General features: G+C 43.4%; 14 protein-coding genes and 1 pseudogene. 7 read left to right on the top strand and 8 right to left on the bottom strand.

All coding sequences use genetic code 11. The annotated features are described in order from the left end of the window. The first annotated feature begins 69 nt into the window (after nt 1-69). The 5 genes from cydP to H0S56_RS06615 are packed head-to-tail and all read left to right on the top strand — an operon-like array spanning nt 70 to nt 3,422. Nucleotides 70-261 carry a cytochrome oxidase putative small subunit CydP gene (gene cydP, locus H0S56_RS06635; RefSeq protein WP_004645265.1) on the top strand — a complete coding sequence of 64 codons (192 nt, stop codon included), beginning with the start codon at nt 70-72 and terminating at the stop codon, nt 259-261. Beyond that, complete coding sequence (locus tag H0S56_RS06630; protein WP_195725975.1) at nt 261-1,847, top strand: cytochrome ubiquinol oxidase subunit I; 1,587 nt, start codon at nt 261-263, stop codon at nt 1,845-1,847. Before cydP ends, H0S56_RS06630 begins: the two co-directional genes overlap by 1 nt. Further along, nucleotides 1,844-2,989 (top strand): cytochrome d ubiquinol oxidase subunit II, encoded by a 1,146-nt coding sequence (cydB, locus tag H0S56_RS06625; RefSeq protein WP_148334885.1) that lies wholly within the window; start codon nt 1,844-1,846, stop codon nt 2,987-2,989. The genes H0S56_RS06630 and cydB overlap by 4 nt, the downstream gene beginning before the upstream one ends. Before the next feature lie 25 nt (nt 2,990-3,014). After that, entirely contained in the window at nt 3,015-3,116 is a 102-nt protein-coding gene (cydX, locus tag H0S56_RS06620; RefSeq protein ID WP_004278713.1) for a cytochrome bd-I oxidase subunit CydX, read from the top strand. 3 nt (nt 3,117-3,119) lie between these two features. Then, nucleotides 3,120-3,422 (top strand): cyd operon YbgE family protein, encoded by a 303-nt coding sequence (locus H0S56_RS06615; RefSeq protein WP_004278714.1) that lies wholly within the window; start codon nt 3,120-3,122, stop codon nt 3,420-3,422. Between the two features lie 152 nt (nt 3,423-3,574). On the opposite strand, the gene rodA is transcribed toward H0S56_RS06615, so the two are convergent. After that, entirely contained in the window at nt 3,575-4,714 is a 1,140-nt protein-coding gene (gene rodA, locus H0S56_RS06610; RefSeq protein ID WP_004645269.1) for a rod shape-determining protein RodA, read from the bottom strand. A gap of 170 nt (nt 4,715-4,884) precedes the next feature. Here rodA and H0S56_RS06605 point away from each other — a divergent pair. Next, nucleotides 4,885-5,650: pseudogene (locus H0S56_RS06605) on the top strand (IS5-like element ISAba31 family transposase). A gap of 36 nt (nt 5,651-5,686) precedes the next feature. Here H0S56_RS06605 and ispD read toward each other — a convergent pair. From ispD to H0S56_RS06580, 5 genes are read right to left on the bottom strand one after another with little or no spacing between them, the layout of a single operon-like run. Next, nucleotides 5,687-6,400: a 2-C-methyl-D-erythritol 4-phosphate cytidylyltransferase gene (gene ispD / locus H0S56_RS06600; RefSeq protein ID WP_195725974.1), complete on the bottom strand. Its 714-nt coding sequence runs from the start codon at nt 6,398-6,400 to the stop codon at nt 5,687-5,689. Then, complete coding sequence (locus tag H0S56_RS06595; protein WP_004645271.1) at nt 6,369-6,761, bottom strand: septum formation initiator family protein; 393 nt, start codon at nt 6,759-6,761, stop codon at nt 6,369-6,371. The genes ispD and H0S56_RS06595 overlap by 32 nt, the downstream gene beginning before the upstream one ends. Nucleotides 6,762-6,768: 7 nt before the next feature. After that, nucleotides 6,769-8,058, bottom strand: coding sequence for a phosphopyruvate hydratase (gene eno, locus H0S56_RS06590; protein ID WP_004278719.1), 1,290 nt, complete (start codon nt 8,056-8,058; stop codon nt 6,769-6,771). Nucleotides 8,059-8,117: 59 nt separating this feature from the next. Further along, complete coding sequence (gene kdsA, locus H0S56_RS06585; RefSeq protein WP_004278721.1) at nt 8,118-8,975, bottom strand: 3-deoxy-8-phosphooctulonate synthase; 858 nt, start codon at nt 8,973-8,975, stop codon at nt 8,118-8,120. A 32-nt stretch (nt 8,976-9,007) separates the two neighbouring features. Then, nucleotides 9,008-10,648 carry a CTP synthase gene (locus tag H0S56_RS06580; RefSeq protein WP_195725973.1) on the bottom strand — a complete coding sequence of 547 codons (1,641 nt, stop codon included), beginning with the start codon at nt 10,646-10,648 and terminating at the stop codon, nt 9,008-9,010. Between the two features lie 228 nt (nt 10,649-10,876). On the opposite strand from H0S56_RS06580, the gene H0S56_RS06575 reads away from it, so the two are divergent. Continuing rightward, nucleotides 10,877-11,296, top strand: a complete 420-nt coding sequence (locus tag H0S56_RS06575; protein ID WP_227554938.1) for a hypothetical protein — start codon at nt 10,877-10,879, stop codon at nt 11,294-11,296. A gap of 56 nt (nt 11,297-11,352) precedes the next feature. Here the strand turns inward: H0S56_RS06575 and H0S56_RS06570 are convergent, their stop codons facing one another. Together H0S56_RS06570 and H0S56_RS06565 are read right to left on the bottom strand one after the other, a co-directional pair. Next, on the bottom strand, nt 11,353-12,465 hold the full coding sequence (locus H0S56_RS06570) for a YheT family hydrolase (protein ID WP_195725971.1): 1,113 nt from the start codon (nt 12,463-12,465) through the stop codon (nt 11,353-11,355). A gap of 70 nt (nt 12,466-12,535) precedes the next feature. Next, nucleotides 12,536-12,946, bottom strand: a complete 411-nt coding sequence (locus tag H0S56_RS06565) for a nuclear transport factor 2 family protein (RefSeq protein WP_195725970.1) — start codon at nt 12,944-12,946, stop codon at nt 12,536-12,538. Between the last annotated feature and the right edge of the window lie 99 nt (nt 12,947-13,045).

The raw sequence follows: 13,045 nt of genomic DNA, 5'->3' as shown, positions 1-13,045 counted from the left end.
ATCGTCTATTTATTTTTTAGTTACAATAGATTAATAATATACAACAAGTCATATAACAGGCTTAGTCGAATGAGCTTAGTTCCCAAAAATCTAAACCAGAGAGTGGTTAGAGAAATAACCGCTATTTTAATTATCAAGGTTATTTTACTAATGATAATTAAAAACATCTGGTTTGATGCGCCTACGATTCCTAAAAATTTTGATAACCAAGTCGCCGAGCGTATCGCCGGCAATCCTTCCCAAATCCAGGAGACACGTTGATGATTTCTGAAAGCGTGGTCGATCTCTCGCGGTTCCAGTTCGCCATGACCGCGATGTATCACTTTATTTTTGTTCCACTGACGCTAGGTCTGGCATTTCTGCTTGCCATTATGGAAACCACCTATGTGATTTCCGGCAAAGAAATCTACAAAGACATGACCAAGTTCTGGGGAAAGCTGTTTGGTATTAACTTTGCCTTAGGGGTAACCACGGGCCTGACCATGGAGTTCCAGTTCGGAACCAACTGGGCTTATTACTCGCATTATGTCGGTGATATTTTCGGTGCACCACTGGCGATTGAAGGTTTGATGGCCTTCTTCCTTGAATCGACGTTTATTGGCTTGTTCTTCTTTGGTTGGGATCGTCTTTCCAAAGTGCAACATCTGGCCGTAACCTGGCTGGTAGCTTTAGGCTCGAACATGTCCGCACTCTGGATTCTGGTCGCCAATGGCTGGATGCAAAACCCGGTCGGTTCGGCATTTAACTATGAAACCATGCGTATGGAAATGGTGGACTTTGCTGCACTGATCTTTAACCCGGTCGCTCAGGTTAAATTTGTGCATACAGTATCTGCCGGTTATGTCACAGGTGCCATCTTCGTACTGGCTATTTCAAGTTACTACATGCTGAAAAAACGTGACTTGCCTTTTGCACGCCGTTCTTTTGCCATTGCAGCCATCTTCGGGCTTGCTTCTACACTTTCAGTGATTTTACTGGGTGATGAATCAGGTTATGAGCTAGGTGATGTACAAAAAACCAAACTGGCAGCGATTGAAGCAGAATGGGATACTCACCCTGCACCTGCACCATTTACTTTGTTCGGCATTCCGAATAAGGAAACCATGACTACAGATTATGCAGTGAAAATTCCTTATGTAATGGGTCTGATTGCTACACGTTCTACGACTGAACAAGTTACAGGTATTAAGGACCTGCTGGTTCAGCATGAAGCGCGTATCCGTAATGGTATGGTGGCCTATTCGCAACTGGAAAAATTACGTGCTGGTGATCAGTCTCCAGAACTGAAAACCGCTTTTGAAGAAAGCCAAAAAGACCTCGGTTACGGTCTGCTGCTGAAGAAATACACGCTAAATGTCGTTGATGCCTCTGAAGAGCAAATCAAAGCAGCTGCTAAAGACACTATTCCACACGTACCAAGTCTGTTCTGGGCTTTCCGTGCCATGGTGGCTTCTGGCTTCTTGATGCTACTTCTATTTGCACTGGCAACTTTTGCGGTAGCAAAACGTAATGCTGAAAACAAACCATGGTTATTGAAATTTGCATTATTTGCACTTCCTCTGCCTTGGGTTGCTGCGCAAACTGGCTGGTATGTGGCAGAAGTAGGTCGTCAACCTTGGACCATTGGTGAGGTATTACCGACGCATCTTTCAGCATCAAGCTTAAGTACAGGTGATGTCTGGGGTTCAATCCTTGCATTGGCAGCATTCTATACCGTGTTACTGATTATCGAGATGTATCTGATGATCAAGTTCTCACGTCTTGGCCCAAGCTCACTGCATACCGGTAAATACCATTTTGAAAAGCTTGCAGCTGCAGAGAAGGCAAATGAGGAGACTCACGCATGATCGAATATGAATTATTAAAAATCATTTGGTGGGTGCTGGTCGGCGTATTGCTGATTGGCTTTGCCCTCACCGATGGCTTCGATATGGGCTCCATGGCGATCATGCCATTTGTGGGCAAAAATGATAGCGAGCGCCGTGCAGCGATCAATACCATTGCCCCGCATTGGGACGGTAACCAAGTCTGGTTTATTACTGCCGGCGGTGCTTTGTTCGCTGCCTGGCCAATGGTCTATGCAACCGCCTTCTCTGGCATGTACTGGGCACTGTTGCTGGTACTGTTTGCCCTATTCCTGCGTCCGGTCGGTTTTGACTATCGCTCAAAACTGGAAAATACCAAATGGCGCAATTCATGGGATTGGGGTCTAGCGATTGGTGGTGCAGTTCCTGCATTGGTCTTTGGTGTGGCATTCGGTAACATGTTCCTGGGTGTGCCATTTACTCTAGATGAAACTGTACGTTCTACTTATACTGGCAGCTTCTTTGCCCTCCTGAATCCGTTTGCAATTGTCTGTGGTCTGGTCAGTTTATCGATGCTGTGTGCACATGGTGGTGCATGGTTAATGCTGCGTACTGATGGTGACCTACGCCAACGTTCTGCCAAAGCAACACAAATCATGGGACTAGTGTATTTAGCAACTTTCCTGGCAGCCGGTGCATGGTTGTATTTTGGTGGTATTCAAGGTTATACACTGGTTACACCTTTTGATACCAATGGTGTTGCCAACCCGCTCGCCAAAGAAGTGCTGACCAATGCCAATCCAGGCTGGATGAATAACTACTCGACTTATCCAATCACGATGGCAGCGCCTATTGCCGGCATTTTGGGCGGTTTGATCATTGTACTGGCAGCAGGTAAAAATAAAGCAGGCTTGAGCTTCCTGGGTTCATCTCTGGCAGTTATCGGTGCAATTCTGACTGCTGGTTTCGCCCTATTCCCTTTCCTGATGCCTTCAAGCATTAACCCGGTTGCAAGTCTGACTATGTGGGATGCGGTATCTAGTAAAAATACCTTAACCGTTATGACCGTTGCTGCCTGTATCTTTGTACCACTGATCCTGACCTATACCACTTGGTGTTATTACAAGATGTGGGGCGTGATTACCAACAAACACATTGAAGATAATTCACATAGCCTGTACTAAGGCTATGTCTTAAGGAGAGACAACTATGTGGTATTTTGCTTGGATTCTGGGTGTACTGATGGCGTGTTTTGCCAGTGTGATTGCTGCCATTTATATGGAACAACACCAAGATCTGGATGAGGAATAAAACATGACCGAAGCTGCGCTTGAGAAAACCGTTGTAGACAAGAAACCAAACAAATTTGCGATGATGATTTCCTGCCTCCTGGCTTTTCCTCTCGCGGCAGTGTTATTGGTTCATCCTTCTGCAATGCTGGATGCCAACGGTGAATATAGCCATAGTGCCATGATGTATATCATGATTGGTATTTCTGGAGGCTTTGTCCATGGTGTTGGCTTTATGCCGCGCCACTGGTTCTGGAAATGGTTGTTTAGCCCTTTCCTAGCATGGCCTTTAATGATCTGGGGTTATTACACCTGGTTTCTCAGTTAAAGTATGAAATTAAAAAGCCCTCATTTGAGGGCTTTTTAATTTCATACGAATTCTAAAATATTCTTCTTTTTTCTTCTGGCCAAAACAGGATTTTTAAAACAACTTATTTTAAGTATATAAAAAGCCGGAACCAGTCCGACTTTTAGAATGACTTATCGATGAGTATGAATCGACATCACAATGCCCATCCCGGCCAGCATGGAAATCACTGCCGTTCCACCATAACTCATGAGCGGTAATGGATCTCCAGTTACAGGTAAAATCCCGCTCACCATGCCTGAGTTTAAAAATACAAAGAAGAAGAAAGTCAGTCCCATGGCTCCAGCATATAAACGGCCAAAGTTATGAAAGCTGTTTAAACCAATCATCAAACAGCGAATAATAATGGCAGTGAATAAACTAAACAGTAGGAAAACACCGATAAAACCGAATTCTTCGGCATAAGTCGACATAATAAAGTCAGTATGATGTTCAGGAAGATAACCTAAATGTGATTGCGTACCTTCAGTATAGCCTTTACCCGTGGAACCACCTGAACCAATCGCAATTTTGGACTGGATAATATTCCAGCCTGCACCCAAGGCATCCGACTCCGGATCAAATAGCGTAGTAATACGCTTTTTTTGATACTCTTGTAATACAAACATCCATGCAGCCGGAGCTGCCACGGCTACTGCAGCGGCTGCACCACCAATCAGACGCCACGACATCCCACTTAAAAATAGAACAAAAATACCGGGAATCACCAAGCCAATGTTCAAGTCAGGCTGAAGCGCCACCAAAACAAATGGTACGCCCAATAAAATCAGAGCCCCCACAATATGCAAAAATTTGGGAGGAAACGGCTTACGTGCAAAATACCATGCCATCATCAAAGGCATCGCAAATTTCATCACCTCACTCGGTTGCATGCTTCCTACCCCCGGCAAGGTAATCCAGCGGGTTGCACCCAAGCGTTTTTCACCAATCACAAAGACCAGAAGCAGCATGAAGATCCCGAAGGCATACAGGTATGGACTAATCGCCTGATAGACTTTCGGTGGAATCTGCGCACAGATAAACAGCAGCACAAAACCAATTCCAAAACTGATCGCCTGACGCACCACCATGCCAGAGTCTTCGGATGTCGCGCTATACACCACCATTAAACCCAGGATTGCATTGAGAACTAGAAAGCACAATAACCAGGGATCAAGGTGCAACTTGGTCCATCGAGATGAATCTTGCGGGTTAATACTACGTCCATCACGCAAAGAGTGACGTAAAAACCGATACTGCTGTGAAGGTATCATTGGCCAAAAGGTGAAAAAGAATGATGGCAAAATTATAAGTGAAAGCTATAGCGAATAGATCGCTATAGCCAGATTTATTCTGATTTTATTTAGGGTGTGTTGACACTTTTAGCTTAAAAAAATAGCGAAGTAGTAAAATCAAATCGCCAAACCCAATTTTACTATTCGCTATGCCTCGTACCATGCTGACAGATCAACACTGGCAAAAGTTGAAAGTTATTCTGCGTAATTTATCCATTCACCACAACTCAAATTTACGCAATTTTATTGAAGCTATTCTCTATAGAATTAGAACAGGCTGTCCGTGGCGAGATATTCCTTGTTGTTTTGGTCATTCCAACTCTATTTTCAAACGTTTTAATCGTTGGTCAAGCAGCGGTAAGTTACTTAGATTATTCAAATTACTAGCCTCATGTCCCGATATGGAGTGGATTTTTATTGATGGCTCTCATGTACGTGCTCATCAACATTCTGCCGGCATAGCGAATCAATCTATTTCTAAAAGTGTAGGGGGAAACTCCTCAAAAATACATTTGATTGTTGATGCACATGGCAATCCTATTGATTTCATGATTACCGATGGAACCACACATGATGTTAAAGTTGCACCTGATTTAATATCAACATTAGATTTAAAAGAGACAAAAGTGGTATGTGCAGATAAAGGCTATGATTCAGAACCACTGCGTGAACAGATCAGGAAAACAGGGACTAAAGCGAATATACCAAAGAAAACAAATAGCCAATCGAACAATGATCATATGGACTGGTATTTATATAAAATCAGGCATTTAGTTGAGAATATGTTTTGTAGATTAAAGCAGTTTAGAGGAATAGCTACTCGATATGACAAGCTCAAAAGAAATTATCAAAGTTCTGTTGCTTTAGCCTGTATATTTTTATGGCTACCTTTATAGGGTTAATTATGAACAGTAAATGTCAACAGACCCTAAATATTATTTGAATATATTTTTAAGCCTGAGCCTGTAAAATCAGCTTGGCCAGTTCCAGATCGTCCGGATAGGTAATTTTAATATTATCGGAACGCCCTTGTACTACACTCACCTGTTCGCCGATATGTTCCAGCGCACTGGCTTCATCAGTAATCGTAGCACCATCTTGCAAAGCCTGCCCAATCGCCCGTTTTAATACACCTAGCTTGGCCATTTGTGGGGTTTGTGCCTGCCAGAGCATTGAGCGATCTACTGTTTCCTGAATATCGGAATCAGGCATGACCCGTTTCAAGGTATCTCGCACCGGAATCGCCAGAATCGCAGCCCTATCCTTGGTAATTGCCGTATTGACCAACTGTTGCAGACAATCCTGACTGACACAGGGACGTGCCGCATCATGCACCAGAACCCAGTCATCTTCAGAAGCGATTTGAGATAAATAGTTCAGTGCATTTAACACGGAATTCACCCGCTCGGCACCACCCTGACAAAAATGGGCTTTCTCCAGGCTGGAAAATGGAAGCGTTTTTGCGACATTGTCCTGTTCACCAATCGCCAAGACATAACCCGCCAACGGCAGTTGATTGAGACGAGCCACCGTATGTTCAAGAACAGTTTGCTCTTGAATCATCTGATATTGTTTCAGTTCTGTTTTGGAGAAACGGCTACCGGAACCTGCAGCTGGAAGAATGACCCAAAGTTTAGGGTGTGGTTGGTGCTTCAGCTGACTCATTGGTTCGCAGGTCTACTTTAGAATTAGGATTAAGATAGATCGGTTTATATTGAGTACTGATTGTGCTCATTTGAATAAAAGTTTCGCGTGGCTTAATCAGGCCAAGATCTAAACGCGCATGTTCTTCGATGGCTTCAATACCATTCTTCAAATCATAAACTTCTGCTGCCAGAACGCGATTACGCTCTTTTAGCTCATCATTCAATTCCATTTGTTGTTGGATTTTCTGGGTCAGTTGCTGATGATCATGATAACCACCTTCACCAAACCAGTATAAATATTGAAACCCTGCGATCAAAATGATCGCAAGGCCCAACAGTACTTTACTCGCAGTCGAGTCGAATACATTTAACATTGACATAAGTCGCTTAGTTCAAACCTTTGAACTCAGCTTTACCGCGATATGCAGCATTAGTCAATTCTTCAATACGAAGTAATTGATTATATTTCGCTACACGGTCAGAACGGCAAAGTGAACCCGTCTTGATTTGACCCGCTGCTGTACCTACTGCAAGATCAGCAATCGTTGAATCTTCCGTTTCACCTGAACGGTGTGAAATTACAGTAGAGTAACCATTCTCTTTCGCAAGGTAGATGGCATCTAAAGTTTCAGTCAAGGTACCGATCTGGTTGTATTTGATCAGAATCGAGTTACCCACTTTTTCGTTGATACCACGTTGCAGAATTTTCGGGTTCGTTACGAACAAGTCGTCACCAACCAACTGGATCTTGTCGCCAAGAATAGAAGTCAGGTAAGACCAGCCTTCCCAGTCAGATTCGTCCAGACCATCTTCGATCGAGATAATTGGGTACTGGTTTACAAGACCTGCCAAATAGTCAGAGAACTGGTTGCTTGTGAACGCTTTGTTGCCTTCGCCAGCAAGAATGTACTGACCATTTTTGTAGAATTCTGAAGATGCACAGTCAAGCGCAAGCATGATGTCAGAACCTGCTTTGTAGCCAGTTTGACCAATTGCTTCAAGAATAACTGTGATTGCTTCTTCGTTTGAACGTAAGTTCGGCGCAAAACCACCTTCATCACCTACCGCAGTGTTTAAACCTTTTTTGTTTAAAACTGATTTAAGTGAATGGAAGATTTCAGCACCGGCACGTAGCGCTTCAGAGAATGAAGTGAAGCCTACTGGCTCAATCATAAATTCTTGAATATCGACGTTGTTGTCTGCATGTGAACCACCATTGATGATGTTCATCATTGGTACAGGCATGGTTAGAATCGTTTGACCGCGAAGATCTGCGATGTATTGGAAAAGAGGAATTTTCTTTTCTTCAGCAGCAGCGCGAGCAGCAGCCAAAGACACTGCCAAAGTTGCGTTTGCACCTAGTTTTTCTTTGTTTTCAGTACCGTCAAGCGCGATCATCGTGTTATCGATGTCTTTTTGTTCGAATACTGATTTACCGACCAAAGCGTCACGGATTAACGTATTTACGTTATTTACCGCAGTTTTAACGCCTTTACCTAAGTAACGCGCTTTATCGCCATCACGAAGTTCTAAAGCTTCACGAGAACCAGTTGAAGCACCAGATGGTGCACATGCACGGCCAACTACGCCAGATGCTAAGATTACGTCTGCTTCGATGGTAGGGTTACCACGAGAGTCCAAAATTTCACGTGCACGAATGTCAACGATTTGGCTCATGAACTATTCCTCAGTTGATTAATATGAGCTGCCTATACGGCAGCGCAAGAGTGATAAACTCAGTGTGTATCTAACTTTTCGAAACCTTTAACCAAGGTATCCAATTCTTTTAGCTGTGCCAGGAAAGGCTCAAGCTGAGACATGCGCAGCGCACATGGACCATCACACTTGGCTTTTTCCGGATCTGGATGTGCTTCCAGGAATAAACCTGCAAGACCCGTTGCCATACCTGCACGCGCAAGCGTTGTAATTTGCGCACGACGACCACCGGCAGAATCTGCACGGCCGCCTGGGGTTTGTAAGGCATGGGTCACATCAAAGAACACCGGGACATTCATCTCTTTCATGATGTCGAAGCCCAGCATGTCTACAACCAGATTGTTATAGCCAAATGCCGAACCGCGTTCACAAATGATCAGCTTGTCATTTCCAGCTTCCAGACACTTATGCAGAATATGACGCATTTCATGTGGAGCAAGGAACTGTGCTTTTTTGATGTTGATGATGGCATCGGTTTTTGCCATGGCTTCAACAAGATCCGTCTGACGGCTTAAGAAAGCTGGCAATTGAATAATGTCTGCCACTTCTGCAACAGGAGCCGCTTGGTACGGCTCATGCACATCGGTGATGATCGGCACATTAAAGTGTTTTTTAATGTCAGCTAACCACTCGAGACCTTTTTCCAGGCCAGGGCCACGGAAAGAGTTCAGGCTTGAACGGTTGGCTTTATCAAAGCTGGCTTTGAACACATAAGGAATGCCCAAACGTGTGCAGATATCGACATAAGTCTCTGCGATTTCAAAAGCCAGGTCTTTAGATTCAAGTACATTCATTCCGCCGAATAATACAAATGGCAAATGATTTGCCATTTGTATATCGCCCAAACGTACAATTTCTTGTGGTTTTAATTGCGACATTTAAACTTCCCTAGTTGTGTCCTACACACCGATTATTTGGTTTTTTGGTACTGCTTTTTCGCAGCATCAATGAAACCTGCAAACAACGGGTGACCATCACGTGGCGAGCTGGTAAATTCCGGGTGGAATTGTACTGCAATAAACCAAGAATGTGCAGGAATTTCAACAGTTTCTACCAGATGCTGTACCGGAGAATAACCCGAAATCTTCATGCCTTTTTCTTCCAGCACTGGGATATAACGGTTGTTCATCTCGTAACGGTGACGGTGACGCTCGATGATTTCTTCAGAACCATAAACTTCTGCAGTTTTAGTCCCTGCAACCAGTTCAGATTTTTGCGCGCCAAGACGCATCGTACCACCCAGATCAGAATCAGCAGAACGTTGCTGAACTTCACCACGCTCATCTAACCATTCAGTAATTAAACCAATTAATGGAGATTTGGTTGAACGGTTAAATTCAGTCGAAGTCGCGTCTGCAATACCAGCAACATTACGTGCGTATTCGATCACAGCCAACTGCATACCCAAGCAAATACCGAGGAACGGCACACCGTTCTCACGTGCGAATTGAATCGCCTTCATTTTGCCTTCAGTACCGCGCTCACCGAAACCACCAGGAACCAGAATCGCATCAGCATCTTTCAATACTTCTGCTACATCTTGGCTTTCAAGCTCTTCAGCGTTTACGTAGTCAATCTGAACTTTCACACGGTTTTGAATACCCGCATGCAGAAGTGCTTCGTTGACAGACTTGTATGCATCTGGAAGTTCAACGTATTTACCAACCATTGCAACACGTACGGTGTATTCAGGGTTCAGTAGTGCTTCTACAACGTTATCCCAATCTGTTAAGTCAGCTTCAGGAAGATCGTTATAACCAAAACGTTCACAGATTAAATCATCAACATTTTGTTCGTAGAATGTACGTGGAATCTGGTAGATCGAACGTGCGTCTTTACATACCACAACGGCACGTGCTTCAACGTTGGTAAATAATGCAATCTTACGCGTCGTATCTGCATCTACATCGTATTCTGTACGGCAGATGAGAATGTCTGGCTGAATACCAATCGACAGGAGTTCTTTAACAGAATGCTGTGTTGGTTTGGTTTTTAATTCTGCTGCAGACTTAATGTATGGGAGTAACGTTAAGTGCATTAACATGGTACGTTTATGACCAAGTTCAACCATTAACTGACGTACAGATTCCATGAATGGGAGAGATTCAATGTCACCTACAGTACCGCCGATCTCTACGATCGCAACGTCATAACCTTCGCCTGCACGAAGTACACGCTCTTTGATATTGTCAGTAATGTGTGGAATAACTTGCACAGTACCACCCAGGTAGTCACCACGGCGTTCTTTGTTCAGAACATCCTGATAAACACGGCCTGATGTGAAGTTATTCAGTTTGGTCATTTTCGCACGACGCAAGAAACGTTCGTAGTAACCCAAGTCTAAGTCTGTTTCAGCACCATCTTCTGTAACAAAAACTTCACCATGCTGGAATGGGCTCATTGTCCCTGGATCGACATTAATGTATGGATCCATTTTTACCATGGTCACTTTTAAACCACGAGCTTCTAAAAGTGCAGCAACAGAAGCAGCTGAAATACCTTTACCTAGTGATGAAACTACACCACCAGTAACGAAAATAAAATGGGTCATTGGGTTTCTCGTACAATCGAGCCTAAATCGGCCTGCAATGTTGCGCAATTTTACTTTACCTTGTACCTAGAAAGCAAAGTCAATCCGCATCAATTCAAAGAACAATAAACAATTGACTATTCTAACAGCAATTCCTATAAAAAATTACAGTAAGTTCATATGATTTCTATCTTGCATTTTGCTGCTATAATAGTGTATCCCCTCCACACTTTTATGTTTGATGCAATGATGATGAAGAAACTTTTAATCTCCACCCTAATCCTGACTGGCCTGACATTAACTGCGTGTGTAAAAAAAGAAGCACCACAAGAAGAAGAGCAAGTAGAAGTTACTCCAGCATCTGAAATCTCGACTCCAGAACCAACTCAATTTGAACCGCTTGAACCTGTAGAGCCAGCGGCAATTGAAGAGGAAGTAGCGCCAACGGTTGAAATTCAACGTGAGCAAACTGAAAATACCACGACTGAAATCCGTCGTGAAATCAAAAAGCCAGAAACCACTGAGCCGGCACCAATGCCTGAAACTAACGAAGCACCTGCCTCAAAGCCAGCCGAGACTACACCTAAAACCAATCCAAACCCAGAAAACAAGTCTGAGGATGATGCGGTTGCTGACGCGATTGCCGCAGCGATGCCAGCACTTGACTGATTACAGGATCATTCATCAAAAAACCCAGCATCTGCTGGGTTTTTTATTGGAACTTTTTAAGCAGATACTGTTGCCGGTGCACGAGATAAGTGAATCAAATAGTCTGCCATTAGTCGGGTAGCCCAAGATTCGGTTTGCATCAAGCCCTGATAAAAGCCGCAATGACTGCCTTTTTTAGTGGTAATCACCATAATATTGGACATCGCCCGAATTTTTTCTTTATAGGGTTCTAAATTCCGAATGTGGCAAACCGGATCATCCTCCGCATTTAAAATCATCAGTGGGATTTTGACACTTTCAAACACATAAATCGGATTGGTTGCCTGGGTATAACTTGCATAATCCGCAAATCCGGCCAGTTCAAAATAGAGTTTTTCAAATTCGGACAGATCTTTAACTTCTAATAACTGCTTCCAGCTTGGGCAGACCTGCCAGGTTTCCTGATAAGGATGAATAAAGCGCTTAATCAGTTTTTTGGCCATGACTTTACTGTAAAACGGATGCACATTGGCAAAACCGGTTTCAGTGTTATAGCCAGGGCATAAAGCAAAAGCTGCTTTGAGTGGGGTTTTTTCACCTTCTTCACCCAGATAACGCACCAACAATCCTGTCCCCGCAGAAGAGCCGACTCCATAGAGATCGGACTGAGGAAATCTGTCCTGTATATACAAGAGCTGTTCACGCAAATCCTGAGTTGAACCAAACAGGTTCATTTTAGGCACAGGCATGGGTAAGTCTGCATGACCACGGCGTAAACACAATGCCACACGCCAACCGGTATGTTTATGCAGATCACGAACCAGTTCACGCATCGATTCAGGAGAACCGGTTATCGTATGCAATAAAACAATGGTAGGTGTATTTGAAGGAAGATCCAGTCCATACCAGGCAATACCGGTAATGCCGCCATCTGACATTTTAAGCTGTTCAAGCGCATCATATTTCAGCTTAATGGTACGTTTTTTAATTAAATCGAAATACAGAATATGTGCGTGTGCATTGGCTAACCAAGGTGTAGGACGATATTTTTGTTGCAGCTGTGGTAAGCGTTCAATGAGTCCTGAAAATACACCATTCGGATTGTAATACAGGGTCGGCTCGTCTGCTCCGCTGAAACGATCCAGATATTCACTGGAAAGCTGACCCAATTTTTTAAGCAACATTTTCATCTGTCATCCCCCTCTAGTTGTACTAGCTGTGATTTACAAATTTCATGCCGACTTGAATCAATAGTTCGAATTAAGTTTTAGCTTGGAATGATTGCATCCGCTGGCCCATCTGTACAGCCAAGGCTTCAAGTCCGGACTTAGGTCGGATCATGACTTCAAAATCAATCATCTGACCCTCTTCATTAAACTGAATCATGTCAACTCCCTTTAGTTTTTTATCGCCCACATTGGCAGAAAACTCAAGTACGACATTGTTACCATCTTCACTTATAAATTCACGGTGATAAGTGAAGTTTTCAAAGACTTGAATGACATTGGTCAAAATAAAAAATACCACCTGTTTTCCAGGATAAGGCTGAAACGCCACGGGTGAACGAAATACCACTTCTTCAGCAAGCAGCTCATTCAAGATCGACATATCACGGGTTTCTAGCATCTCATGCCAGCGTGCAATGGATTTTTTTGTATTTTCGATGGTCATTTTGGATTCCTTCTTTTTTTGATATTTTTTAATAAAAGCTTAAATACTTCTTTCTTTTAATTGACAGAATTACCCCTTTTATTAAAGGTGAGAAGTACT

The organism is Acinetobacter lwoffii (genome assembly GCF_015602705.1).
In the GTDB taxonomy this organism is placed as follows: Bacteria; Pseudomonadota; Gammaproteobacteria; order Pseudomonadales; family Moraxellaceae; genus Acinetobacter; species Acinetobacter lwoffii_E.
The sequence above is the reverse complement of the archived record's forward strand: the minus strand, read 5'-3'. Positions and strand labels throughout refer to the sequence as shown.